This window comes from Enterobacter sp. 01-M-03-SI-ECC, from assembly GCF_047530215.1.
GTDB lineage: Bacteria > Pseudomonadota > Gammaproteobacteria > Enterobacterales > Enterobacteriaceae > Enterobacter > Enterobacter chengduensis.
The window spans coordinates 1-25,329 of the sequence record NZ_JBLKDA010000029.1; the positions used below are offsets into that span (position 1 = coordinate 1).

Annotated in this window: 25 protein-coding genes; 20 read left to right on the forward strand and 5 right to left on the reverse strand. The window is 58.0% G+C overall.

Translation table 11 applies throughout. From position 1 onward, the window contains the following. Window positions 1-340 precede the first annotated feature (340 nt). Window positions 341-724 carry an aspartate 1-decarboxylase autocleavage activator PanM gene (gene panM / locus ACMWKK_RS20955; RefSeq protein WP_112781577.1) on the reverse strand — a complete coding sequence of 128 codons (384 nt, stop codon included), beginning with the start codon at window positions 722-724 and terminating at the stop codon, window positions 341-343. A 424-nt stretch (window positions 725-1,148) separates the two neighbouring features. On the opposite strand from panM, the gene livK reads away from it, so the two are divergent. The 10 genes from livK (at window position 1,149) to ugpQ (ending at window position 11,213) form a co-directional block, all read left to right on the forward strand. Beyond that, complete coding sequence (livK, locus tag ACMWKK_RS20960) at window positions 1,149-2,258, forward strand: high-affinity branched-chain amino acid ABC transporter substrate-binding protein LivK (protein WP_045328899.1); 1,110 nt, start codon at window positions 1,149-1,151, stop codon at window positions 2,256-2,258. A gap of 46 nt (window positions 2,259-2,304) precedes the next feature. Further along, the gene (gene livH / locus ACMWKK_RS20965) at window positions 2,305-3,231 is read left to right on the forward strand and encodes a high-affinity branched-chain amino acid ABC transporter permease LivH (RefSeq protein ID WP_008500099.1); all 927 of its coding nucleotides are present in this window, start codon (window positions 2,305-2,307) and stop codon (window positions 3,229-3,231) included. Further along, a complete protein-coding gene (locus tag ACMWKK_RS20970; RefSeq protein ID WP_045328897.1) occupies window positions 3,228-4,505 on the forward strand; it encodes a high-affinity branched-chain amino acid ABC transporter permease LivM in 1,278 nt (425 codons plus the stop codon). The genes livH and ACMWKK_RS20970 overlap by 4 nt, the downstream gene beginning before the upstream one ends. Continuing rightward, the gene (gene livG, locus ACMWKK_RS20975) at window positions 4,502-5,269 is read left to right on the forward strand and encodes a high-affinity branched-chain amino acid ABC transporter ATP-binding protein LivG (protein WP_023310024.1); all 768 of its coding nucleotides are present in this window, start codon (window positions 4,502-4,504) and stop codon (window positions 5,267-5,269) included. Before ACMWKK_RS20970 ends, livG begins: the two co-directional genes overlap by 4 nt. A gap of 1 nt (window position 5,270) precedes the next feature. Continuing rightward, complete coding sequence (livF, locus tag ACMWKK_RS20980; protein ID WP_072265650.1) at window positions 5,271-5,984, forward strand: high-affinity branched-chain amino acid ABC transporter ATP-binding protein LivF; 714 nt, start codon at window positions 5,271-5,273, stop codon at window positions 5,982-5,984. Window positions 5,985-6,230: 246 nt separating this feature from the next. Then, on the forward strand, window positions 6,231-7,547 hold the full coding sequence (ugpB, locus tag ACMWKK_RS20985) for a sn-glycerol-3-phosphate ABC transporter substrate-binding protein UgpB (RefSeq protein ID WP_032644689.1): 1,317 nt from the start codon (window positions 6,231-6,233) through the stop codon (window positions 7,545-7,547). Between the two features lie 121 nt (window positions 7,548-7,668). Beyond that, window positions 7,669-8,556, forward strand: a complete 888-nt coding sequence (gene ugpA / locus ACMWKK_RS20990; RefSeq protein ID WP_023618241.1) for a sn-glycerol-3-phosphate ABC transporter permease UgpA — start codon at window positions 7,669-7,671, stop codon at window positions 8,554-8,556. After that, entirely contained in the window at window positions 8,553-9,398 is an 846-nt protein-coding gene (ugpE, locus tag ACMWKK_RS20995; protein ID WP_028015153.1) for a sn-glycerol-3-phosphate ABC transporter permease UgpE, read from the forward strand. Before ugpA ends, ugpE begins: the two co-directional genes overlap by 4 nt. A gap of 1 nt (window position 9,399) precedes the next feature. Then, window positions 9,400-10,470 (forward strand): sn-glycerol-3-phosphate import ATP-binding protein UgpC, encoded by a 1,071-nt coding sequence (locus ACMWKK_RS21000; RefSeq protein WP_112781576.1) that lies wholly within the window; start codon window positions 9,400-9,402, stop codon window positions 10,468-10,470. Then, window positions 10,467-11,213: a glycerophosphodiester phosphodiesterase gene (ugpQ, locus tag ACMWKK_RS21005; protein WP_112781575.1), complete on the forward strand. Its 747-nt coding sequence runs from the start codon at window positions 10,467-10,469 to the stop codon at window positions 11,211-11,213. The genes ACMWKK_RS21000 and ugpQ overlap by 4 nt, the downstream gene beginning before the upstream one ends. Here the strand turns inward: ugpQ and ACMWKK_RS21010 are convergent. After that, window positions 11,197-11,574 carry a DUF2756 family protein gene (locus tag ACMWKK_RS21010; protein WP_045328887.1) on the reverse strand — a complete coding sequence of 126 codons (378 nt, stop codon included), beginning with the start codon at window positions 11,572-11,574 and terminating at the stop codon, window positions 11,197-11,199. The two genes, ugpQ and ACMWKK_RS21010, sit on opposite strands and share 17 nt — an antisense overlap. A 123-nt stretch (window positions 11,575-11,697) precedes the next feature. On the opposite strand from ACMWKK_RS21010, the gene ggt reads away from it, so the two are divergent. Then, window positions 11,698-13,443, forward strand: coding sequence for a gamma-glutamyltransferase (ggt, locus tag ACMWKK_RS21015; RefSeq protein ID WP_181663681.1), 1,746 nt, complete (start codon window positions 11,698-11,700; stop codon window positions 13,441-13,443). A gap of 86 nt (window positions 13,444-13,529) precedes the next feature. Here the strand turns inward: ggt and yhhY are convergent, their stop codons facing one another. Further along, window positions 13,530-14,018, reverse strand: a complete 489-nt coding sequence (gene yhhY, locus ACMWKK_RS21020) for an N-acetyltransferase (RefSeq protein ID WP_112781574.1) — start codon at window positions 14,016-14,018, stop codon at window positions 13,530-13,532. Window positions 14,019-14,274: 256 nt separating this feature from the next. Here yhhY and ACMWKK_RS21025 point away from each other — a divergent pair, with 256 nt between their 5' ends. The 5 genes from ACMWKK_RS21025 to gntU all read left to right on the forward strand — a co-directional run bounded on the left by ACMWKK_RS21025 (window position 14,275) and on the right by gntU (window position 19,216). Further along, the gene (locus ACMWKK_RS21025) at window positions 14,275-15,312 is read left to right on the forward strand and encodes an oxidoreductase (protein ID WP_112781573.1); all 1,038 of its coding nucleotides are present in this window, start codon (window positions 14,275-14,277) and stop codon (window positions 15,310-15,312) included. A 123-nt stretch (window positions 15,313-15,435) separates the two neighbouring features. Beyond that, the gene (locus tag ACMWKK_RS21030; protein ID WP_008503360.1) at window positions 15,436-16,131 is read left to right on the forward strand and encodes a pirin family protein; all 696 of its coding nucleotides are present in this window, start codon (window positions 15,436-15,438) and stop codon (window positions 16,129-16,131) included. A 91-nt stretch (window positions 16,132-16,222) separates the two neighbouring features. Next, on the forward strand, window positions 16,223-17,218 hold the full coding sequence (gntR, locus tag ACMWKK_RS21035; RefSeq protein ID WP_021242747.1) for a gluconate operon transcriptional repressor GntR: 996 nt from the start codon (window positions 16,223-16,225) through the stop codon (window positions 17,216-17,218). Between the two features lie 126 nt (window positions 17,219-17,344). Further along, window positions 17,345-17,872 (forward strand): gluconokinase, encoded by a 528-nt coding sequence (gntK, locus tag ACMWKK_RS21040; protein ID WP_045328885.1) that lies wholly within the window; start codon window positions 17,345-17,347, stop codon window positions 17,870-17,872. A 3-nt stretch (window positions 17,873-17,875) separates the two neighbouring features. Then, window positions 17,876-19,216, forward strand: a complete 1,341-nt coding sequence (gene gntU, locus ACMWKK_RS21045; protein WP_014833577.1) for a gluconate transporter — start codon at window positions 17,876-17,878, stop codon at window positions 19,214-19,216. Window positions 19,217-19,334: 118 nt separating this feature from the next. Here the strand turns inward: gntU and plsB are convergent, their stop codons facing one another. Next, a complete protein-coding gene (gene plsB / locus ACMWKK_RS21050; RefSeq protein ID WP_112781572.1) occupies window positions 19,335-21,755 on the reverse strand; it encodes a glycerol-3-phosphate 1-O-acyltransferase PlsB in 2,421 nt (806 codons plus the stop codon). 154 nt (window positions 21,756-21,909) lie between these two features. Here plsB and ACMWKK_RS21055 point away from each other — a divergent pair, with 154 nt between their 5' ends. The 4 genes from ACMWKK_RS21055 to ACMWKK_RS21070 all read left to right on the forward strand — a co-directional run bounded on the left by ACMWKK_RS21055 (window position 21,910) and on the right by ACMWKK_RS21070 (window position 24,726). Next, window positions 21,910-22,278, forward strand: a complete 369-nt coding sequence (locus ACMWKK_RS21055) for a diacylglycerol kinase (RefSeq protein WP_045328882.1) — start codon at window positions 21,910-21,912, stop codon at window positions 22,276-22,278. 108 nt (window positions 22,279-22,386) lie between these two features. Beyond that, entirely contained in the window at window positions 22,387-22,995 is a 609-nt protein-coding gene (lexA, locus tag ACMWKK_RS21060) for a transcriptional repressor LexA (protein WP_045328881.1), read from the forward strand. A gap of 63 nt (window positions 22,996-23,058) precedes the next feature. Continuing rightward, a complete protein-coding gene (gene dinF / locus ACMWKK_RS21065) occupies window positions 23,059-24,396 on the forward strand; it encodes an MATE family efflux transporter DinF (RefSeq protein WP_112781571.1) in 1,338 nt (445 codons plus the stop codon). A 120-nt stretch (window positions 24,397-24,516) separates the two neighbouring features. Then, window positions 24,517-24,726: a CsbD family protein gene (locus tag ACMWKK_RS21070; RefSeq protein WP_024906712.1), complete on the forward strand. Its 210-nt coding sequence runs from the start codon at window positions 24,517-24,519 to the stop codon at window positions 24,724-24,726. A 47-nt stretch (window positions 24,727-24,773) separates the two neighbouring features. Here the strand turns inward: ACMWKK_RS21070 and zur are convergent, their stop codons facing one another. Beyond that, complete coding sequence (zur, locus tag ACMWKK_RS21075; protein ID WP_032644700.1) at window positions 24,774-25,286, reverse strand: zinc uptake transcriptional repressor Zur; 513 nt, start codon at window positions 25,284-25,286, stop codon at window positions 24,774-24,776. Window positions 25,287-25,329: the final 43 nt, after the last annotated feature.

A 25,329-nucleotide genomic window follows, 5' to 3' on the forward strand; every position in this document is an offset into this window, starting at 1 on the left:
GGGAGCCCGGGTCGCCAGGGTGGTGGCGATTGAGCCACCCTGGCACGTTCACCGGTCATGTCGTCACAGAGTAGCAAGGCACATGAAGTGAACGGAATGACCACTACAGCCGTATGTTCCCCCCCTCACCCCAACCCTCTCCCTCAATGGAGAGGGGGCCGACTGTGCTGGCATTATTTTGTGGGGATCCCTCTTCCCGTGGGAGAGGGCCGGGGTGAGGGCAACAGACCGCACAATTCAGGCCGCACAGCCCCTCTTTTGCCCGGTGGCGCTTCGCTTACCGGGCCTACAAACCGCAGTTCGTAGGCCGGGTAAGGCGAAGCCGCCACCCGGCTTTTTTTTAGCGCTTCGCCCACCCGCTCTCCTGAGCCGTAAACCCTAACGCCTGCATAAACGCCGCCATCACGCCGCGATCTTCCACGCCCACGTCGGCCATCCACCATGAGGTTACGCTCGGGTTTTCGCGGATCGCTTCTTCAATTAAATACTGTCCCACGCCGCGACGGCGGGTGACGTCACGCACGCGCAGCGAGTCCAGCGCCCCTTCCGTACCGCTCAGGGTGACGCGAACCGCTGCCAGCAGGCGCTCGTTAAAGCGGGCGGCATAAATGCGGTGGGTCTCATCCACGCGCAGTGATGAAGGGGAATATTCCGGCCAGATCTTGCCCAGGTCGATATGATCCTGGTCGCTAAAGGTCACCAGACGCACGATAGTCAGTTTCATTAGCTACTTGTCCAAATCAAATTGAGTAGGGGCAGTGTACTCAATTTATCCACCCAGCGGCTTCCTCTTTTTATTCTCATTAACCAGGTGATTAGTTTTTTGGCAACGCGATGGGCAGTCTGAAAACACATGGATCGAAAAATAAGCAGAATTTTAACCTGAATGGTAGTGATTTATTCGGCGCTTTGTACCGTTATTTTATGCTGCAAACTCTACTTTTAGTTGTTTATCTCTGCCTGATTTCAGAATATTATCTTTGCTTAATCGCCTGAAAAATAGAGATTTTAGTCTGGTTTTTGGCAAAAACCTGCGCTAAACCATTAAAGGCACTGGTAAAAATAGCGTTGTTCATTAAAAGTACAGAATGCTTTTTAACCATAATAAAACAAAATATAAACACGACATCACGAATGGGGATTCAGAGATGAAAAGGAACGCGAAAACATTTATCGCGGGAATGGTTGCACTGTCGATCTCGCATGCCGCTATGGCGGAGGACATTAAAGTTGCGGTAGTGGGCGCAATGTCCGGCCCCGTTGCCCAGTGGGGTGACATGGAGTTCAACGGCGCGCGCCAGGCCATCAAAGACATCAACGCGAAGGGCGGCATTAAGGGCGACAAGCTGGTGGGCGTGGAATATGACGACGCCTGCGATCCAAAACAGGCCGTCGCGGTCGCTAACAAAATCGTCAACGACGGTATCCAGTATGTGATTGGCCACCTGTGCTCATCCTCCACCCAGCCCGCGTCTGACATCTACGAAGACGAAGGCATCCTGATGATCACCCCCGGCGCGACCAACCCGGAGCTGACCCAGCGTGGCTACCAGCACATCATGCGTACCGCCGGTCTGGACTCCTCCCAGGGGCCAACCGCCGCCAAATACATCCTTGAAACCGTCAAGCCTCAGCGCATTGCCATCATTCATGACAAGCAGCAGTACGGCGAAGGCCTGGCGCGCTCCGTACAGGACGGCCTGAAAAAAGGCGGCGCAAATATCGTCTTCTTCGACGGCATTACCGCCGGTGAGAAAGACTTCTCCGCGCTGATCGCCCGTCTGCAAAAAGAGAACATCGACTTCGTTTACTACGGCGGCTACTACCCGGAGATGGGTCAGATGCTGCGTCAGGCGCGCGCCACCGGCCTGAAAACCCAGTTTATGGGGCCAGAGGGCGTGGGCAATGCCTCGCTGTCGAACATCGCGGGGGATTCTGCAGAAGGCATGCTGGTGACGATGCCAAAACGCTATGACCAGGATCCGGCCAACAAGGCTATCGTGGATGCGCTCAAGGCGCAGAAGAAAGATCCGAGTGGTCCATACGTCTGGATCACCTACGCCGCCGTGCAGTCTCTGGCCACCGCGCTGGAGCGTACCGGCAGCAAAGAACCGCTGGATCTGGTGAAGGATTTAAAAGCACACGGGGCGAACACCGTGATTGGGCCGCTGAACTGGGATGAGAAAGGCGATCTGAAGGGATTTGAGTTTGGTGTCTTCAAGTGGCACGCCGACGGGTCTTCCTCGGCCGCCAAATAATTATCCCACCGCCCGGACCGCCGGGCGGGTATAAAAAGGTTTGCATATGTCCGAGCAGTTTCTCTATTTCCTGCAGCAGATGTTTAACGGCGTTACGCTGGGAAGCACCTACGCGCTGATCGCCATCGGCTATACGATGGTTTACGGCATTATCGGCATGATTAACTTCGCCCACGGCGAGGTCTACATGATCGGTAGCTATGTCTCCTTTATGATTATCGCCGCCCTGATGATGATGGGCATCGACAGCAGCTGGCTGCTGGTCGCCGCCGGGTTTGTCGGCGCGATTGTGATTGCCAGCGCCTACGGCTGGAGCATCGAGCGCGTGGCCTACCGGCCGGTGCGCAGCTCCAAACGCCTGATTGCGCTGATTTCCGCGATCGGGATGTCCATCTTCCTGCAAAACTACGTCAGCCTGACCGAAGGCTCGCGCGACGTGGCGCTGCCGAGCCTGTTTAACGGCCAGTGGATTGTGGGGGCCAGTGAAAACTTCGCCGCTTCTATTACCACCATGCAGCTCGTCATCTGGGTTGTGACCTTTATTGCGATGCTCGCCCTGACGCTGTTCATCCGCTACTCGCGGATGGGGCGCGCCTGCCGCGCCTGTGCGGAAGATCTGAAGATGGCGAGCCTGCTCGGCATCAACACCGACCGCGTGATTGCTCTGACCTTCGTGATCGGCGCCGCGATGGCTGCCGTTGCAGGTGTCCTGCTAGGCCAGTTCTACGGCGTAATCAATCCGTATATCGGCTTTATGGCCGGGATGAAAGCCTTCACCGCGGCGGTGCTGGGCGGCATCGGCAGTATTCCGGGCGCGATGATCGGCGGCCTGATCCTGGGCGTGGCGGAGGCGCTCTCTTCGGCGTATCTGAGCACGGAATATAAAGACGTGGTGTCGTTTGCCCTGCTGATTCTGGTTCTGCTGGTGATGCCTACCGGTATTCTGGGCCGTCCGGAGGTAGAGAAAGTATGAAACCGATGCATTTTGCGATGGCGCTGCTCTCTGCCGCCATGTTCTTCGTGCTGGCGGGCGTCTTTATGGGCGTCCAGCTAGGTCTGGACGGGACGAAGCTGGTGGTGGATACCGCTCCCGATATCCGCTGGGAGTGGGTATTTATCGGCACTGCCGTGGTGTTCCTGTTCCAGCTGCTGCGTCCGCTGTTCCAGAAGTCGCTGAAAAACGTCTCCGGGCCGAAGTTCGTCCTGCCGGCAATCGACGGTTCTACCGTGAAGCAGAAGCTGTTCCTCGTGGCGCTGCTGGTGGCCGCCGTGGCGTGGCCGTTTGTGGTCTCGCGCGGAACCGTGGATATCGCTACCCTGACCATGATCTACGTGATTCTCGGTCTCGGCCTGAACGTGGTGGTGGGGCTCTCTGGCCTGCTGGTGCTCGGCTACGGCGGCTTCTACGCCATCGGCGCCTACACCTTCGCGCTGCTGAACCACTATTACGGCCTCGGCTTCTGGACCTGCCTGCCGCTGGCGGGGCTGGTCTCTGCCGCCGCAGGTTTTCTGCTCGGCTTCCCGGTGCTGCGCCTGCGGGGTGACTACCTGGCGATTGTGACCTTAGGCTTCGGCGAAATCGTCCGTATCCTGCTGCTGAACAACACCGACGTGACCGGCGGCCCGAACGGCATCAGCCAGATCCCGAAACCGACCTTCTTCGGCCTGGAGTTCAGCCGGACCGCCCGCGAAGGCGGCTGGGACACCTTCAGCAACTTCTTCGGCGTGAAGTATGACCCGTCCGACCGCGTCATCTGGCTCTATCTGGTGGCGTTGCTGCTGGTAGTGATCACCCTGTTCGTGATTAACCGCCTGCTGCGCATGCCGCTGGGCCGCGCGTGGGAAGCGCTGCGCGAAGATGAGATTGCCTGCCGCTCCCTGGGCCTGAACCCGACCCGCATCAAGCTGACCGCGTTCACCATCAGCGCCGCGTTTGCCGGTTTCGCCGGAACGCTGTTTGCCGCGCGTCAGGGCTTCGTCAGCCCGGAATCGTTCACCTTCGCCGAATCCGCCTTTGTGCTGGCGATCGTGGTGCTGGGCGGGATGGGCTCGCAGTTTGCCGTTATCCTCGCGGCCATTCTGCTGGTGGTCTCGCGCGAGCTGATGCGCGACTTTAACGAATACAGCATGTTAATGCTGGGTGGTTTGATGGTGCTGATGATGATCTGGCGTCCGCAGGGCCTTCTGCCGATGACCCGTCCACAGCTGAAGCTGAAGAACGGGCAAGCAAAAGGAGAGCAGGCATGAGTCAGCCATTATTATCCGTTAACGGGCTGATGATGCGTTTTGGCGGCCTGCTGGCGGTCAACAACGTGAATCTGGATCTGCACAAGAAAGAGATTGTCTCCCTTATTGGCCCCAACGGCGCGGGGAAGACTACGGTCTTCAACTGCCTGACCGGCTTCTACAAGCCGACGGGCGGCACCATCATGCTGCGCGACCAGCACCTTGAAGGGCTGCCGGGCCAGCAGATTGCCCGCATGGGCGTGGTGCGTACCTTCCAGCACGTGCGTCTGTTCCGCGAGATGACGGTGATTGAGAACCTGCTGGTGGCACAGCATCAGCAGCTGAAAACCGGGCTGTTCTCCGGCCTGCTGAAAACCCCCGCCTTCCGCCGCGCCCAGGATGAGGCGCTCGACCGCGCCGCCACCTGGCTCGACCGCATCGGCCTGCTGCAGCACGCCAACCGTCAGGCGAGCAACCTGGCCTACGGCGACCAGCGTCGCCTGGAGATTGTGCGCTGCATGGTGACCCAGCCGGAGATCCTGATGCTCGACGAACCGGCGGCAGGGCTCAACCCGAAAGAGACCAAAGAGCTGGACGAGCTGATTGCCGAGCTGCGCGATAGCCACGACACCACTATCCTGCTGATTGAGCACGACATGAAGCTGGTAATGGGTATTTCTGACCGTATCTACGTGGTCAACCAGGGCACTCCGCTGGCAAACGGCACGCCGGAAGAGATCCGCAACAACCCGGACGTGATCCGCGCATACCTGGGCGAGGCATAAGATGGAAAAAGCGATGTTAACGTTCGACAAGGTCAACGCGCACTACGGCAAGATCCAGGCGCTGCACGACGTCAGCCTGCATATCCATCAGGGGGAAATCGTCACCCTGATTGGCGCCAACGGCGCGGGAAAAACCACGCTGCTCGGCACCCTGTGCGGCGACCCGCGCGCCACCAGCGGGCGGATTGTGTTTGATGGCAAAGACATTACCGACTGGCAGACCGCAAAAATCATGCGCGAGGCGGTGGCGATTGTCCCGGAAGGGCGCCGCGTGTTCTCCCGCATGACGGTGGAAGAGAACCTGGCGATGGGCGGCTTCTTCGCCCATCGCGATGAATACCAGACCCGCATCAAGTGGGTGTACGAGCTCTTCCCGCGCCTGTGGGAGCGCCGCATCCAGCGTGCGGGCACCATGTCCGGCGGTGAGCAGCAGATGCTGGCAATTGGCCGCGCGCTGATGAGCCAGCCGCGCCTGCTGCTGCTGGACGAGCCGTCGCTCGGTCTGGCACCGATCATCATCCAGCAGATCTTCGACACCATCGAGCAGCTGCGTAAAGAGGGGATGACCATCTTCCTCGTCGAGCAGAACGCCAACCAGGCGCTGAAGCTCGCCGACCGTGGCTACGTGCTGGAGAACGGCCGCGTGGTGCTGGAGGATACCGGCGACGCGCTGCTGGCGAACGAAGCGGTGCGGAGCGCTTACCTGGGCGGCTGAGCCGTCTGTATCGCCCGGTGGCGCTGCGCTTACCGGGCCTACGGAATCGACCAGGCCGGGTAAGGCGTAGCCGCCACCCGGCTTTTTTTACCACTACACCCCTTCACACAACCATCATCCCCCTGACGCCTGGCTGTCACTTATCTGTAAACAAACAGTTATTTTTCTGTCATTCGAGCATGTCATGTTACCTCGCGAGCATAAAACGCGTGATATCGCGCATCCGGCACAATAAGAGAGATGACAATGACATCGTTACGACACACAGCTTTGGGTCTGGCACTGGGTCTGGCTTTTGCGACAAACGCAATGGCTGTGACGACCATTCCATTCTGGCATTCCATGGAAGGGGAGTTGGGTAAAGAAGTTGACTCCCTGGCGCAGCGTTTCAACGACACCCATCCGGATTACAAGATTGTGCCGGTGTATAAAGGCAACTACGAGCAGAGCCTGAGCGCAGGGATTGCCGCTTTCCGTACCGGCAACGCGCCAGCGCTGTTACAGGTTTATGAAGTGGGCACCGCCACCATGATGGCCTCCAAAGCCATCAAGCCGGTCTATGAAGTGTTCAAAGAAGCCGGTATCAACTTCGATGAATCGCAGTTTGTGCCGACCGTAGCGGGTTACTACACCGATTCCAAAACCGGGCACCTGCTGTCTCAGCCGTTTAACAGCTCCACGCCGGTGCTGTACTACAACAAAGACGCCTTCAAAAAAGCGGGTTTAGACCCGGAGCAGCCGCCAAAAACCTGGCAGGACCTTGCGGAATACACCGCGAAGCTGAAAGCGGCGGGGATGAAGTGCGGCTACGCCAGCGGCTGGCAGGGCTGGATCCAGATTGAAAACTTCAGCGCCTGGCACGGCCTGCCGGTGGCGACCAAAAACAACGGCTTCGACGGCACCGACGCGGTACTGGAGTTCAACAAGCCGGAGCAGGTGAAGCACATCGCGCTGCTGGAAGAACTCAACAAGAAGGGCGATTTCAGCTACTTCGGCCGTAAAGACGAATCCACCGAGAAGTTCTACAACGGCGACTGCGCCATTACCACCGCGTCTTCCGGTTCGCTGGCGGACATCCGTCACTACGCCAAATTCAACTACGGCGTGGGCATGATGCCGTACGACGCTGACGTGAAGGGCGCGCCGCAGAACGCCATCATCGGCGGAGCGAGCCTGTGGGTGATGCAGGGCAAAGACAAGGGCACCTACAAAGGCGTGGCCGAGTTCCTCGACTTCCTTGCGAAGCCTGAGATTGCCGCTGAATGGCACCAGAAGACCGGCTACCTGCCGATCACCAAAGCCGCATACGACCTGACCCGCGAGCAGGGCTTCTACAGCAAAAACCCGGGCGCGGATATCGCGACGCGTCAGATGCTGAACAAGCCGCCGTTGCCGTTCACTAAAGGCCTGCGCCTGGGCAACATGCCGCAGATCCGCACCATCGTGGATGAAGAGCTGGAAAGCGTCTGGACCGGGAAGAAAACGCCACAGCAGGCGCTGGATTCCGCGGTAGAGCGCGGGAACCAGCTGCTGCGCCGCTTTGAGCAGTCGACCAAATCGTAATTCAAACCCGCCCCTCACCCTAACCCTCTCCCCTTTGGGGAGAGGGCCGGGGTGAGGGGGACGTTTTGTAGGCCGGGTAAGGCGTAGCCGCCACCCGGCATTGTTCAGGAACCCAATCTCCATGTCATCATCCCGTCCGGTGTTCCGTTCCCGCTGGTTGCCCTATCTTCTGGTCGCGCCTCAGCTGGTCATCACCGTTATCTTCTTTATCTGGCCTGCGGGCGAAGCGCTGTGGTACTCGGTACAAAGCGTCGATCCGTTCGGGCTTTCCAGCCAGTTTGTGGGCCTGGACAACTTCACCGCGCTGTTCCATGACAGCTACTACCTTGACTCCTTCTGGACGACGATGAAGTTCAGCGCCCTGGTCACCGTCAGCGGCCTGGTCGCCTCGCTGTTCTTCGCCGCGCTGGTGGACTACGTGGTGCGCGGCAGCCGCCTGTATCAGACCCTGATGCTGCTGCCGTACGCCGTGGCGCCCGCCGTCGCCGCCGTGCTGTGGATTTTCCTGTTTAACCCCGGTCGCGGGCTGATTACCCACTTCCTGGCCGAGTTCGGCTACGACTGGAACCACGCCCAGAACAGCGGCCAGGCGATGTTCCTGGTGGTGTTCGCCTCGGTGTGGAAGCAGATCAGCTACAACTTCCTGTTCTTCTTTGCCGCGCTGCAGTCCATCCCGCGTTCGCTGGTGGAAGCGGCCGCCATTGACGGCGCGGGGCCGATTCGCCGCTTCTTCAGGCTGTCGCTGCCGCTGATCGCCCCGGTGAGCTTCTTCCTGCTGGTGGTTAACCTCGTGTACGCCTTCTTCGACACCTTCCCGGTGATCGACGCGGCGACCGCAGGTGGCCCGGTGCAGGCGACCACGACGCTTATCTATAAAATTTACCGCGAAGGCTTCGCCGGGCTGGATCTCTCCGCCTCAGCCGCGCAGTCCGTCGTGCTGATGTTCCTCGTCATCATCCTCACGGTGGTGCAGTTCCGCTATGTTGAAAGTAAGGTGCGCTACCAATGATTGAGAACCGTCGCGGGCTGACGATTTTCAGCCATACCATGCTGATTTTAGGGATTATCGTCATTCTGTTCCCGCTGTACGTGGCGTTCGTCGCCGCCACGCTCGACACCAAAGCGGTGTTCGACACGCCGATGACGCTCATCCCCGGCGGGCATCTTTTCGAGAACATGAAGACCATCTGGACCCAGGGCGTAGGTGCCAACAGCGCGCCGTTCTGGCTGATGATGCTCAACAGCTTCATCATGGCGTTCGGCATTACCGTCGGCAAAATCACGGTGTCGATGCTCTCGGCCTTCGCCATCGTCTGGTTCCGCTTTCCGCTGCGCAACCTCTTCTTCTGGATGATCTTTATCACCCTGATGCTGCCGGTGGAGGTGCGAATCTTTCCGACGGTGGAGGTGATTGCCAACCTGAAGATGCTCGACAGCTATGCGGGCTTAACCCTGCCGCTGATGGCCTCGGCGACCGCCACCTTCCTGTTCCGCCAGTTCTTTATGACCCTGCCGGACGAGCTGATTGAAGCCGCGCGCATCGACGGCGCGTCGCCGATGCGCTTCTTCCGCGACATCGTGCTGCCGCTGTCGAAAACCAACCTTGCGGCGCTGTTTGTGATCACCTTTATCTACGGCTGGAACCAGTACCTGTGGCCGCTGCTGATTATTCAGGACGTCAACCTTGGCACCGCCGTGGCGGGCATCAAAGGCATGATCGCCACCGGCGAAGGCACCACTCTCTGGAACCAGGTGATGGCGGCGATGCTGCTCACCCTTATCCCACCCGTAGTCATTGTTTTAGCCATGCAGCGCGCGTTTGTCCGCGGCCTGGTCGATAGCGAGAAATAAGATGGCAGGTTTAAAACTTCAGGCAGTAACCAAAAGCTGGGATGGCAAAACCCAGGTCATTCAGCCGCTGACGCTCGACGTGGCGGACGGGGAATTTATCGTGATGGTGGGCCCGTCCGGCTGCGGCAAGTCCACCCTGCTGCGCATGGTGGCGGGGCTGGAGCGCGTGACCTCCGGGGATATCAGGATTGACCGCCAGCGCGTTACCGAGATGGAGCCCAAAGATCGCGGCATCGCGATGGTGTTCCAGAACTACGCCCTCTATCCGCACATGAGCGTGGAGGAGAACATGGCCTGGGGGCTGAAAATCCGCGGCATGGGCAAAGGCCATATCGAGGAGCGGGTGAAGGAAGCGGCCCGCATTCTGGAGCTGGACGGCCTGCTCAAGCGCCGCCCGCGCGAGCTTTCCGGCGGCCAGCGCCAGCGCGTGGCGATGGGGCGCGCCATCGTGCGCGACCCGGCGGTATTCCTGTTCGACGAGCCGCTCTCTAACCTCGACGCCAAGCTGCGCGTGCAGATGCGTCTTGAGCTGCAGCAGCTGCATCGTCGTCTGAAAACCACGTCCCTGTACGTGACCCACGATCAGGTAGAGGCGATGACCCTCGCCCAGCGGGTGATGGTGATGAACAAAGGCATCGCCGAGCAGATTGGCACCCCGGTGGAAGTGTACGAGAAGCCGGCCACCCGCTTTGTGGCGAGCTTTATCGGCAGCCCGGCGATGAACCTGCTGGAAGGGCGTATCAGCAGCGCGGGCACGCATTTTGAGCTGGAAAGCGGGATGGCATTGCCGATCAGCTGGTACTATCGTGGCTACGCCGGGCGTAAGATGACGCTCGGGATCCGCCCGGAACATATCGGTTTAACCACTCAGGCGGACGGTGGCGTGCCGCTGGTGATGGACACGCTGGAGATGTTGGGTGCAGATAACCTGGCGCACGGGCGCTGGGGTGAGCAAAAAATGGTGGTGCGCCTGGCACATCAGGAGCGCCCGAAAGCAGGCAGCACGCTGTGGCTGCACCTGCCGGAAAATCATCTGCACCTCTTTGACGGTGAAACAGGACAACGAGTATGAGCAACTGGCCTTATCCCCACGTCGTCGCCCACCGCGGCGGCGGTAAGCTGGCGCCGGAAAACACGCTGGCGGCGATTGACGTCGGCGCGCGCTACGGCCACACGATGATCGAATTCGACGCCAAGCTGTCGAAGGACGGCGAGATCTTCCTGCTGCATGACGATAACCTCGAACGCACCAGCAACGGCTGGGGCGTGGCGGGCGAATTGCCGTGGCGCGATCTGCTGAAAGTAGACGCCGGAAGCTGGTACAGCGGCGAATTCAAAGGTGAACCGCTGCCGCTGCTGGCGGAAGTGGCGGACCGCTGTCGTCAGCACGGCATGATGGCAAACATTGAGATTAAACCGACCACCGGCACCGGGCCGCTGACGGGCAAAGTGATTGCCCTGGCCGCGCGTGAGCTATGGGAAGGGATGACGCCGCCGCTGCTGTCATCATTTGAAATCGACGCGCTGGAAGCGGCTCAGGCGGCGGTGCCGGAACTGCCGCGCGGGCTATTGCTGGACGAATGGCGTGAAGACTGGCGCGAGCTGACGACCCGTTTAGGCTGCGTCTCGATCCATCTGAACCATAAGCTGCTGGATGAGGCGCGGGTGAGAATGCTCAAAGACGCGGGGCTGCATATTCTGGTCTATACCGTCAATAAACCCCAGCGTGCAGCCGAACTGCTGCGCTGGGGCGTGGACAGCATCTGTACCGATGCGATTGACCTGATCGGCCCGGACTTTAGTTCTGCGGATTAAGCATACTGCCGTTCGACTGCGGCGGCAGCATATGCTGCTGTCCGCTGCCTGAGGAGGTCATCCCGCCTAACATGCCGCCGTTTTTATTGGGCAGCGGCTGCTCGCGCACCTGTCCCTGCTGCACGCGCTGGGTATTGGCGTTCATCTGATTTTGCAGGCTCTGCTGCTGCATCTGGGTCTGGGTTCTCAACTGCTGGTTAAGCATCCCTTTTTGCTGCTGCTGCTGGCTCATCATCTCGGTCTGCATGCGCTGCTGGCTCGGGATAACATACCCCTGCTGGTTCGGATTGTTCATGGTGTTGAGTGGCTGTGCGAGCGCGGCAAACGGGATAAGCGCCGTAAGAATCAGTAAGCGTTTCATTGTCATCTCCTCCTTTTGAGGTCTCTCTTAAGTTTACCCCGATTTCACCATGACGATGATTTTTTAGGAGTTGTGAACCAGGCTTAAGCGGGGAATATGGATCCCTTCACCTGGAGAACAATAATGATGAAACCAACGTTTTTGCGCTGGGTAGCCATTGCCGCGCTGATGGCAGGCGGGACATTTAGCGTGGCGGCCAACCCACCCGCAGCACCTCCGGTCTCTTACGGCGTGGAGGAAGATGTTTTTCATCCCGTGCGGGCAACCCACGGCATGGTGGCATCCGTGGATGCGCTGGCAACCCAAGTGGGCGTCGATATTCTCAGGCAGGGCGGTAATGCGGTGGATGCCGCGGTCGCCGTCGGCTATGCGCTGGCGGTCACGCACCCGCAGGCGGGGAACCTGGGCGGCGGCGGCTTTATGATGCTGCGCACCAAAGACGGCAAAACCACCGCCATCGACTTCCGCGAAATGGCGCCTGCTCAGGCGTCCCGCGATATGTTCCTCGACGATCAGGGCAACCCTGACAGCAAAAAATCCCTGACCTCCCATCTCGCCTCCGGCACGCCCGGCACCGTGGCGGGCTTCTCGCTGGCGCTGGAAAAATACGGCACGATGCCGCTGAACAAAGTGGTGCAGCCAGCCATTAAATTGGCCCGAGACGGTTTTGTGGTCAACGACGCGCTGGCGGACAACCTCAAAACCTACGGCAGCGAAGTGATTCCGAACCACGAAAACAGCAAGGCCATCTTCTGGAAAGACGGCGAGCCGCTGAAGAAGGGCGATAAGCTGGTGCAGAAGAACCTCGCCAAAAGCCTGGAGCTGATTGCGGAGCACGGTCCGGACGCCTTCTATAAAGGGGCGATTGCCGACCAGATTGCCGAAGAGATGAAGAAAAACGGTGGCTTGATCACCAAAGCGGATCTGGCCGAGTACAAGGCGGTGGAGCGCGAGCCGATTAGCGGCACCTATCGCGGCTACGAAGTCTTCTCCATGCCGCCGCCGTCCTCCGGGGGCATTCACATCGTGCAGATCCTGAATATTCTCGAAAACTTCGATATGCATAAGTTCGGCTTCGGCAGCGCGGACGCCATGCAGGTGATGGCGGAAGCGGAAAAACGCGCCTACGCCGACCGCTCGGAATACCTCGGCGATCCGGACTTCGTGAAGGTGCCCTGGCAGGCGCTGACCAATAAGGCGTATGCCAAATCCATTGCCGACGAAATCGACATGAACAAGGCGAAGCCGTCGAGCGAGATCCGCCCCGGAAAGCTGGCGCCGTATGAAAGCAACCAGACCACCCACTTCTCGGTGGTGGATAAAGACGGTAATGCGGTGGCGGTGACCTATACGCTTAACACCACCTTCGGCACCGGGATTGTGGCGGGCAACAGCGGCATCCTGCTGAACAACGAGATGGATGACTTCTCCGCCAAGCCTGGCGTGCCGAACGTCTACGGGCTGGTCGGCGGCGATGCGAATGCGGTCGGGCCGAAGAAGCGACCGCTGTCCTCCATGTCGCCTACCATCGTAGTAAAAGAGGGCAAAACCTGGCTGGTAACCGGCAGCCCGGGCGGCAGCCGGATTATCACCACGGTATTGCAGATGGTGGTGAACAGTATCGATTTTGGGATGAATGTCGCCGAAGCCACCAATGCGCCGCGCTTCCATCACCAGTGGCTGCCGGACGAACTGCGCGTCGAGAAGGGCTTTAGCCCGGACACCATTAAACTGCTGGAGCAGCGCGGGCAGAAGGTCGCGGTGAAAGAGGCGATGGGCAGCACCCAGAGCATTATGGTTGGGCCGGACGGGGCGCTGTTTGGCGCATCGGATCCGCGTTCGGTGGATGATTTGACGGCGGGGTATTGATGTATCGCCCGGTGGCGCTGCGCTTACCGGGCCTACAACTGCACGAACGTAGGCCGGGTAAGGCGAAGCCGCCACCCGGCAAATCACTACTTCATCCGCGCCATATAATACGCGTCCACATACTCGCCGTTGCGCAGGGCGAATTTCCTGCCGGTGCCTTCGATTTCAAAACCGAAACGCTGATACAGCGCAACGGCGGCCGCATTATCCGCAAAAACCGTGAGCTCGATGCGTTCAACGCGCAGCCAGTTGTCGCACATATCAATCATGGTGCGCATCAGCGCGCTGGCAACTCCCCGGTTTTGCCACTGCGCGCCGACACAAATCCCAAAATCAGCCACATGGCTGCGGCGTGGGCGTTGCGCGACGGCGATGCACAGATGCCCGGCGACATGACCGTCTATACAGGCGACCAGTTGCTTAATGCCGGGCTGGTCGGTGAGTCGTTCTTGCCACATTTGCTCAGACGGATGAGGAACCTGTAGTGTGTTGTGGTACACCTCCGGTTGGGCGTGGATCTGACGAATGGCGTCATAATCTTTCGGTTCCGCATGGCGTATCACTATCTCACTCATTCCTTTATCCTCAGTCAGTTAAAAGTCCCTTCCAACATCAATGACTTTAAAATGTGCGTCAACTGCTAATTTTTGCAAAAAGTATTGGACAGGTGCGAATGAGAATAATTATTATTGCTCTGCATTCAGGAAGACCGCTACGGGAACCTGAAAGCACGACATTGCTCACATTGCTTCCAGTATTACTTTAGCCAGCTTTTAGCTGGCTTTTTTTTTGTTATGGTTAGACTCAGTAACCTTCCAAAAGGACTGAGCCATGACGCTACATTGCGCATTTGTTGGATTTGGTAAAAGCACGACCCGCTACCACCTGCCGTATGTTCTCAACCGTAAAGACCGCTGGCACGTGGCCCATATCTACCGCCGCCGCGCGAAGCCGGAAGAGCAATCTCCGCAGTATTCCCACATCCATTTCACCAGCGATCTGGATGATGTGCTTAACGACCCGCAGGTCAAACTGGTTGTCGTCTGCACCCACGCCGACAGCCACTTCGACTACGCGAAGCGTGCGCTGGAAGCGGGCAAAAACGTGCTGGTAGAAAAGCCCTTCACCCCGACGATTGCCGAAGCAAAAGCGCTGTTCGCGCTGGCGAAAAGTAAAGGACTGACCGTCACGCCGTATCAGAACCGCCGCTTTGACAGCTGCTTCCTGACGGCGAAAAAAGCGATTGAAAGCGGCAGGCTCGGCGACATCGTGGAAATTGAAAGCCACTTTGATTACTACCGCCCGGTGGCGGAGACCCAGCCCGGCCTGCCGCAGGACGGCTCGTTCTATGGTCTGGGCGTACACACCATGGACCAGATCATCTCCCTCTTTGGCCGACCGGACCACGTAGCGTATGACATCCGCAGCCTGCGTAATAAAGCCAACCCGGATGACACCTTTGAAGCGCAGCTGTTCTACGGCGACCTGAAGGCCATCGTCAAAACCAGCCATCTGGTGAAGATCGACTACCCGAAATTTATCGTTCACGGCACTAAAGGTTCGTTTATCAAATACGGTATCGACCAGCAGGAGACCAGCCTGAAGGCCAATATCATGCCCGGTGAACCCGGCTTTGCCGCGGACGATTCCGTGGGCGTGCTGGAGTATGTGAACGATGAGGGCGTAACGGTCAAAGAAACGCTGAAACCGGAAACCGGCGACTATGGCCGCGTCTATGATGCGCTGTTTGAGACCCTCACAAACGGCACGGCGAATTACGTCAAGGAATCTGACGTTCTGACCAACCTCGAAATCCTTGAGCGGGCCTTCGAACAGGCTTCTCCTGCCACGGTAACCCTCGCTAAATAAGCAAAAATGGCTCCTCTGTACTTGTTCACAATTTTTGAACAGAGGAGTCAATTTTCACCCTCTATCATCCCAGGCCGTTTGCGTCCACACTTACTCCATCGAAACGAACTGAGGGTGAAAACAATGATCTACTTACGCAAAGCAAACGAACGTGGTCACGCGAATCATGGCTGGCTGGACTCATGGCATTCATTCTCGTTTGCCGACTACTACGACCCGAACTTCATGGGCTTCTCCGCACTGCGCGTGATTAACGACGACGTGATTGATGCAGGCCAGGGCTTCGGTACCCACCCGCACAAAGACATGGAAATTCTGACCTATGTGCTGGAAGGGGCGGTGGAGCACCAGGACAGCATGGGCAACAAAGAGCAGGTGCCGGCGGGCGAGTTCCAGATCATGAGCGCGGGTACCGGGGTGCGTCACTCCGAGTACAACCCGAGCAAAACGGAAAAACTGCACCTGTATCAAATCTGGATCATTCCAGAAGAGACCGGCATCACGCCGCGCTACGAGCAGCGCCGCTTCGACGCCAAACAGGGTAAACAGCTGGTGCTGTCCCCGGATGCGCGTGAAGGTTCCCTGAAAGTGCATCAGGACATGGAACTGTACCGCTGGGCGCTGGCGAAAGATGAACAGTCCGTGCACCAGATTGCCGCTAACCGCCGCGTCTGGATCCAGGTGGTGAAAGGCGAAGTGTCCATCAACGGCACCAAAGCAACCACCGCCGATGGTCTGGCGATCTGGGATGAGCAGGCAATCTCCGTGCATGCCGACAGCGAAAGCGAAATTCTGCTGTTTGATCTGCCGCCGGTCTAAATAATTTCTCAACCTTCCCTTTAAACGGGGAAGGTTGAGCTTTGTCCGTGATAAACTGAGCAAATCTCTCTCTTCAAGATTTCTCAGGACGATGAAAAAGAAACGCCCCGTACTTCAGGATGTCGCCGATCGCGTCGGTGTGACCAAAATGACGGTCAGCCGGTTTTTACGTAACCCGGAACAGGTTTCCGTGGCGTTGCGTGGCAAGATTGCCGCAGCCCTTGATGAACTGGGTTATATTCCCAACCGCGCACCCGATATTCTCTCCAATGCGACCAGCCGCGCGGTGGGCGTTCTGCTTCCTTCCTTGACCAATCAGGTTTTCGCCGAAGTATTACGCGGAATTGAAAGCGTCACCGATGCGTTTGGCTACCAGACCATGCTCGCCCACTACGGGTACAAGCCGGAACTCGAAGAAGAGCGTCTTGAATCCATGCTTTCCTGGAACATTGACGGCCTGATTTTAACCGAACGTACCCACACCGCCCGCACGCTCAAAATGATTGAAGTGGCCGGTATCCCGGTAGTGGAGCTGATGGACAGCCAGTCGCCGTGCCTCGACATCGCCGTCGGCTTTGATAACTTCGAGGCGGCGCGCCAGATGACGGCGGCCATCATCGCCCGCGGGCATCGTCATATCGCCTACCTGGGTGCGCGCCTTGATGAACGTACTATCATCAAACAGAAGGGATACGAGCAGGCGATGCTCGACGCGAACTTAACCCCGTACAGCGTGATGGTGGAGCAGTCCTCTTCCTATACGTCGGGTATTGAGCTGATGCGTCAGGCGCGACGCGAGTATCCGCAACTGGACGGTATTTTCTGTACCAACGATGACCTTGCGGTCGGCGCGGCGTTTGAGTGTCAGCGTCTGGGGCTGAAGATCCCTGATGATATGGCGATCGCCGGTTTCCACGGCCACGACATTGGTCAGGTCATGGAGCCGCGTCTGGCAAGCGTCCTGACCCCGCGTGAACGTATGGGCCGCATTGGCGCAGAACGCCTGCTGGCGCGCATTCGTGGCGAGACGGTGACGCCAAAAATGTTAGATTTAGGTTTCACCTTGTCACCGGGTGGATCTATTTGAACTGACAAATTTGAAGTAGCTCACACTTATTCACTTCGCGCACGTTTGGATATTGCTTCTCTTTTGCCCCGGCAGGACAATGTTACCGATAACTGTTACCCGTAACAATTGACTGAGGGACACCCTTTGAGCACGACTAACCACGATCACCACGTCTACGTCCTGATGGGCGTTTCCGGTAGCGGGAAATCAGCCGTGGCCAGCGAAGTGGCGCATCAACTCCATGCTGCGTTTCTTGATGGCGACTTCCTCCACCCGCGCAGCAACATCATGAAAATGGCCTCCGGCGAGCCGCTGAACGACGACGACCGCAAACCGTGGTTGCAGGCGCTGAACGACGCCGCGTTTGCTATGCAGCGCACCAACAAAGTTTCCCTGATCGTCTGCTCCGCGCTGAAAAAAACCTACCGCGACCTGCTGCGCGACGGCAACCCGAACCTCTCTTTCATCTACCTGAAAGGGGACTTCGAGGTGATTGAAAGCCGCCTGAAGGCGCGTAAAGGTCACTTCTTCAAAACCCAGATGCTGGTCACGCAGTTCGACGCGCTGCAGGAGCCGGGTGAAGACGAGAAAGACGTCTTAGTGGTTGATATCGATCAGTCACTGGAAGGTGTTGTTGCCAGCACCATCGAGGTCATTAATAAAAGGCAGTAAGTTTTGAGTACATTAACGCTAGTTTTGACAGCAGTGGGTTCAGTATTGCTGCTGCTGTTTTTAGTGATGAAGGCGCGTATGCACGCCTTTGTTGCTTTAATGGTGGTTTCTATTGGTGCAGGTCTCTTTTCCGGTATGCCGCTCGACAAGATCGCCGCGACGATGGAAAAAGGGATGGGCGGCACGCTGGGCTTCCTGGCGATTGTGGTCGCGCTGGGCGCGATGTTTGGCAAGATTTTGCACGAGACGGGCGCGGTCGACCAGATTGCCGTCAAGATGCTGAAATCCTTTGGCCACAGCCGCGCGCACTATGCGATTGGCCTGGCGGGCCTGATTTGCGCGCTGCCGCTGTTCTTCGAAGTGGCCGTTGTGCTGCTGATCAGCGTCGCGTTCTCCATGGCGCGCCATACCGGCACCAACCTCGTGAAGCTGGTCATTCCGCTGTTTGCGGGCGTGGCGGCGGCCGCAGCGTTTCTGCTGCCGGGGCCTGCGCCGATGCTGCTGGCGTCCCAGATGCACGCCGACTTTGGCTGGATGATCCTGATTGGCCTGTGCGCTGCAATCCCGGGGATGATTATTGCCGGCCCGCTGTGGGGCAACTTCATCAGCCGTTACGTTGAGCTGCACATTCCGGATGACATCACCGAGCCGCACCTTGGCGAAGGCAAAATGCCGTCCTTTGGCTTCAGCCTGTCGCTGATCCTGCTCCCGCTGGTGCTGGTTGGCCTGAAAACCATCGCCGCGCGCTTTGTGCCGGTAGGCTCTACCGCGTACGAATGGTTTGAGTTCATCGGTCACCCGTTTACGGCGATCCTGGTGGCGTGCCTGGTGGCGATTTACGGCCTGGCAATGCGTCAGGGGATGCCGAAAGATCGCGTGATGGAGATCTGCGGTGCGGCGCTGCAGCCTGCGGGGATTATCCTGCTGGTGATCGGTGCCGGCGGCGTGTTCAAGCAGGTGCTGGTGGATTCCGGCGTGGGTCCGGCACTGGGCGAAGCGCTGACCGGGATGGGCCTGCCGATTGCGGTAACCTGCTTCGTACTGGCTGCGGCGGTGCGTATCATCCAGGGGTCCGCCACCGTGGCGTGTTTAACCGCCGTGGGTCTGGTGATGCCGGTGATTGAACAGCTCAACTACTCCGGCGCCCAGATGGCCGCGCTCTCTATCTGTATCGCGGGCGGTTCGATTGTGGTCTCTCACGTTAACGACGCGGGCTTCTGGCTGTTCGGTAAGTTTACCGGTGCCACCGAAGCGCAAACCCTCAAGACCTGGACGCTGATGGAAACCATCCTCGGCACGACGGGTGCAATTGTCGGGATGATTGCCTTTACGCTGCTCAGCTAAATGCGGTGATGTAATAAGGCTCAAAAATAAGGCCCGGTAGCGTTTAGCGCTTACCGGGCCTTTATATTATGCGGAATGCCAGGCCGGGTCAGGTGAAATACCGCCCGGCCTTTTCACATCATTCGCCCTGCGTGGCGCTCTCAATCGTTAAGCGCACGTCAGAGGTAATCAGCTCTGCCAGCATCTGGTACACCTTCAGCGTCTCTTCCGGCTCGGCATCGCCCGTATCGCTGATGAAGCCTTCATCGCGCAGCGTCAGCACCAGGGAGCTGAAGACCGCTTTGTCGAAGAATTCCGGAGCGTTAATGCCGTGCAGCACCGACAGGCGCTGGGCCAGCGTCCGGCTCTCTTTCTCCAGCGTACCGCGGTTGATAGACGGGTTCGCACTCAGCAGCCAGAACGTGATGGCGTAGCGCTGCAGCGTTTCGCGCGCACCGGCCGCCAGTAGCTGCAGCGTACGGGAGCGTGACGGATTGATGTGCAGCTCGTCGTTGTTCAGGGTAATCAGCCCCTGGCGACGCATCTCTTCCGTCATCTTATCCAGTTCTGTCGCCAGCTCATCCTTACTCCAGCGCAGGAACAGCTCCGCTTTCAGCATCGGATAGATGGTCTCAAGATGGCGCAATAGCTCCTGACGGGAGATATGACGATGCTGGGTAATAATGGCGGCCATGAGCGACGGCAGCATCAGCATATGCGTGATGTTGTTGCGGTAGTAGGTCATCAGCACTGCCTGCTCGCGCGGCAGAATGATGATGTCGCCGATGGTGTCCTTTTCGACCTCAAACTTGTTCATCTGCAACGCGTGATCGATAAGCTCGCTGGCGGTAGCAGAAGGCACGGTTGAGTCAACGGAATACGGCACGTTGCGCATCATGTCCAGGTAGCAGTCCAGCTGCTCTGTAAGCTGTTCGCGGGTCAGCGAGCGCTGACGCGAAGCCAGCAGCGCCGTACAGCACAGGTTCATGGCGTTAGCCGCACCGGCGTTGTTAATGCGCACCATCAGCTCGGACGCGATGCCGTTGACCGTTGGCGTCAGCCAGGCTGGACGAATCGCTTCGATAGGATCGATGGACTCGCGCCACTCCGGAACGTGATGGTTCAGGTACGTCATCAGCGGCATCGGTTCGCCGAAGTTTACGTAACCCTGACCCAGATTACGCAGCTTGCTCAGGCCGCGCAGCATCTGCGGCAGGCTCTCTTTCTCTTTGGTCGCCCCGCGCAGCTCTTTGGCGTACGTGCCCACTTCCATCACGTGCTCGTAGCCGATGTAAATAGGCACCAGCGTGATTGGACGCGTTCCGCCGCGCAGCATCGCCTGGATGGTCATCGACAGCGTGCCGGTCTTCGGATCGAGAAGACGTCCGGTACGCGAACGTCCGCCCTCCACAAAGTACTCCACGGAATAGCCGCGGCTGAACAGCTCGCCCAGGTACTCGCGGAACACGGTGGAGTAGAGCTTGTTGCCTTTGAAGGTACGACGGATAAAGAACGCGCCCAGGCGGCGGAAGATCGGGCCTGCTGGCCAGAAGTTCAGGTTGATTCCGGCTGCGATGTGCGGCGGCACCAGCCCCTGATGATAGAGCACGTAAGAGAGAAGCAGGTAGTCCATGTGGCTGCGGTGGCAGGGAACATAGACAATCTCATGGCCATCATGCGCCAGCTGACGCACGCGCTCGGCGTTATGAACGTTGATGCCCTGATAGAGGCGGTTCCACGTAAAGCCGAGAATACGATCGGACAGGCGAATCATCTCGTAAGAGAAGTTCGCGGCAATCTCTTCCATCAGCGCAATGGCGTTCTGTTGGGCTTTCTCATGCGAAATTTTCTTGCTGCGCGCTTCGTCTTCAACGGCGCGGGCAATCGCTTTGGAGGCCAACAGCTTGTTGAACAGATCCTGACGCGCCGGGAGGCGTGGCCCTACGGCAGCCAGGCGCTGACGGGCGAAGTGCATGCGCGCCACGCGCGCCAGTTTTTGCGCAATGATTTTGTCGGTGCCGTGCTCGTCCGCCATGCGACGCAGCGAAACCGAAGGGGAGAAGCGCACAAAGCTGTCGCGCCCCAGCCAGGAGACCGCGAAGAACTTCTGGATGCCGTTAAGCATGCGCAGCGGCGGGTTCTCTTCACCTTTTTCACGGCCCGGACGGCGACCAAACATCACCGAGACCGGCACCATCTGCACGTCCAGATCGGGGTTGCTGCGGTGCAGGTCGAGATAGTCGTGGAACAGCTTGATGGACTCTTCTTTTGGCGTGTAATAGGTAAACACGCGCGGTCCACCGTGAATGAACACGTAGCGCGGCAGCAGCGTGCCGTCGACTTCCAGCGGTTCAAGCGGGTCAGGTAAGTCATGCGCCAGACACTGGGCGCGAAGCGTCAGTAAGTCTGCCTTCGAGTTATAAGGCAAAACGTACATAATAGGACGCGACGTATCGAGTCCCAATTCCAGCGCGGGTTCTGCTGGGATAGACTTGCTTTTTACCAGGATGCTTAATGGTAAATTAAGTAATTTGTAGTAAATTCGTGGCCAGCCGGACATAAACGATGTAAAGCCTCTGGTTAATAATGCAATTGCGGCGCAAGGATAACAGAAAGCGCGCAAAATTTCTGTTGTTACCCGTCATACTTCAGGCTGTAGCGAAACGCGCTACCATTCCTGTTACTGACGCTTTTTTTCTTAAAAGGTTCTTTTAATGGCCAATAATACCACTGGGTTAACGCGTATCATCAAAGCCGCCGGCTATTCATGGAAAGGTTTCCGTGCCGCGTGGATCAACGAAGCCGCTTTTCGCCAGGAGGGCGTCGCCGCTATCATCGCGGTGATCGTCGCCTGTTTCCTTGATGTAGATGCCGTGACCCGCGTGCTTCTCATCGGTTCTGTACTTCTGGTGATGATAGTGGAAATTCTCAACAGCGCTATTGAGGCCGTGGTCGACCGGATCGGCTCTGATTTCCACGAGCTTTCCGGCCGCGCGAAAGATATGGGCTCTGCCGCTGTGCTGCTGGCGATTATCACTGCAGTCATTACCTGGGTCACGTTGCTTTGGTCACATTTCCGATGAGCCTCGAGGAATAATTAAGTCCCTGGTTTTTTGTGCAGTTTTTGGTTCCAAAATCACCTTTGACTGTATATACTCACAGCATAACTGTATATACACCCAGGGGGCGGAATGAAAGCGTTAACGACCAGGCAGCAAGAGGTGTTTGATCTCATTCGGGATCATATCGGCCAGACGGGTATGCCACCCACGCGTGCGGAAATCGCGCAGCGTCTGGGCTTCCGTTCTCCAAATGCTGCCGAAGAACACCTGAAAGCGCTGGCACGTAAGGGCGTAATTGAGATTGTCTCGGGCGCGTCACGGGGTATCCGCCTGCTGGTGGAAGAAGAGACCGGGATTCCGCTGGTGGGGCGTGTTGCTGCCGGTGAGCCTTTACTGGCACAGCAGCATATTGAAGGCCACTATCAGGTTGATCCTGGCATGTTCAAACCGAGCGCTGATTTCCTGCTGCGCGTCAGCGGCATGTCGATGAAAGACATCGGTATTCTTGATGGCGATCTGCTTGCAGTACATAAAACACAGGATGTGCGTAACGGCCAGGTGGTTGTGGCGCGTATCGATGACGAAGTGACCGTTAAGCGTTTGAAAAAACAGGGCAACAGCGTTCAGTTGCTGCCTGAAAACAGCGAGTTCTCGCCCATTGTGGTCGATCTCCGCGAACAGAACTTCTCTATCGAAGGACTGGCGGTTGGGGTCATTCGCAACGGTGAATGGCTGTAATCTCTTCCTGACAGGCTATGGCTTCGCTGTAGCCTGCTTCACTCTCCACTCCCGGTATTTTTCATGTCACTGCTGACGGCATCCGATAAGGCATTGTGGCGTCTTGCACTGCCGATGATTTTCTCCAATATTACCGTGCCCTTGCTGGGGCTGGTCGACACTGCCGTTATCGGCCATCTGGATTCACCGGTGTATCTTGGCGGCGTGGCAATTGGCGCGACGGCAACCAGCTTCCTGTTTATGCTGCTGCTCTTTTTGCGCATGAGCACCACCGGACTCACGGCGCAGGCGTATGGTGCGAAAGACCCGTTGCGTCTGGCGCGCGCGCTGGTCCAGCCGCTGATCCTTGCGCTTGGCGCGGGGACGTTAATCGTTTTATTGCGTGCGCCCCTGATCGACCTTGCGCTCCATGTTGTAGGCGGCAGCGAGGCTGTGCTGACCCAGGCGCGACGTTTCCTTGAAATCCGCTGGCTCAGCGCGCCCGCCTCGCTGGCTAACCTGGTTCTGCTGGGGTGGCTGCTGGGGGTACAGTATGCCCGCGCCCCCGTGATTTTGCTGGTGGTGGGCAATCTGCTCAACATTGTGCTGGATGTCTGGCTGGTCATGGGCCTGCATATGAACGTGCAGGGCGCGGCGCTGGCGACGGCAATTGCTGAATACGGAACCTTTATTATTGGTTTGTGGATGGTCTGGCGGGTGCTGGCGATGCGCGGGATCTCCCTGGCGCTCCTTAAAACCGCATGGCGCGGTAATATTCGTAAGCTGCTGGCGCTTAACCGGGACATCATGCTGCGTTCGTTGCTGCTTCAGCTCTGTTTCGGCGCGCTGACGGTTTTTGGGGCTCGCCTGGGGCCCGAAATCGTCGCGGTTAACGCGGTACTGATGACGCTTCTGACCTTTACCGCCTACGCGCTGGACGGCTTTGCCTATGCGGTAGAAGCCCATTCCGGGCAGGCCTACGGTGCTCGTGAAAGCGGGCAGCTTCGGGACGTCTGGCGGGCAGCCTGCCGCCAGTCCGGTCTGGTGGCGCTGGCGTTTGGCCTGGCTTACGCCTGCTTTGGCGAGCAGATTGTCGCGTTGCTTACGTCTCTCCCTGCGCTGCGTGAACTGGCGAGCCACTATCTCATCTGGCAAGTCATCTTACCGGTGGTCGGCGTCTGGTGTTATCTGCTGGACGGCATGTTCATTGGCGCGACGCGCGGGGCGGAAATGCGTAACAGCATGGCCGTCGCGGCGGCAGGGTTTGGCCTGACGCTGCTGACGCTCCCCTGGCTGGGCAATCACGGTTTATGGCTGGCGCTGGCGGTGTTTCTCTCTCTGCGAGGCCTGTCGCTGGCCTTTATCTGGCATCGCCACTGGCAAAACAATACCTGGTTCTCCTCCCGCCACGATATATCGTGACGGTTAAAGATTCCGAATATGAAAACCACCGCCGAATCCTTAACTACAATAATTATCACGTCCAGCAGAAAAGAACGTAACGGACGTTACGACCCGACGCTTAACTAAGAGGACACGATGATGAATAAAGACGAAATCGGCGGCAACTGGAAGCAGTTCAAAGGTAAAGCGAAAGAAAAGTGGGGTAAGCTGACCGATGACGATATGACCGTCATTGAAGGTAAACGCGATCAGCTTGTCGGTAAAATTCAGGAACGTTACGGCTATGCGAAAGATCAGGCGGAAAACGAAGTCAAAGACTGGGAAACCCGTAACGACTACCGCTGGTAACGCGAAATAACCCACAGGGCGGCTCTAAGCCGCCTTTTCTTTTGTCGTTAACGCGGCTTTTTCTTCACCAGTATAGAGTGGTCGTGTTGACACGCATCCTGATGCCGACAGGCTTCCACCTCAACACACGCGGAGCATAATCCGTGTGCTTCAATCACATTATGCCGCAGGGCAAAACCCATTCTTGCCGCCAGCGTATGCATAATGTCCTCCACGCCTTCCGCAGCTTCTTCTTTCACCACGCCACAGCGGTCGCAGATAAACATAGCGGATGTGTGGGTAGGCTGATCGAAAAGATGACACAGCACGTAGCTATTCGTCGACTCGACTTTATGGACAAAACCCTGTTCCAGCAGGAAATCCAGCGCGCGATACACCGTGGGTGGTTTCGCCTGGGGTTCGCTTTCACGAAGCAGGTCCAGCAGATCGTAGGCGCTGATTGCCCCCTGTTGCAGACTCATCAGGCGTAACACTTCAAGGCGCTGCGGAGTCAGGCGCACATTGCGTTGCGCGCACAGCTTTTCGGCCTGCGCTAACAGCTCTTTTGTGGACTTATCCATGCAGCACTCCGGATGTAATAGGACGGACAACCCCCACTTTACC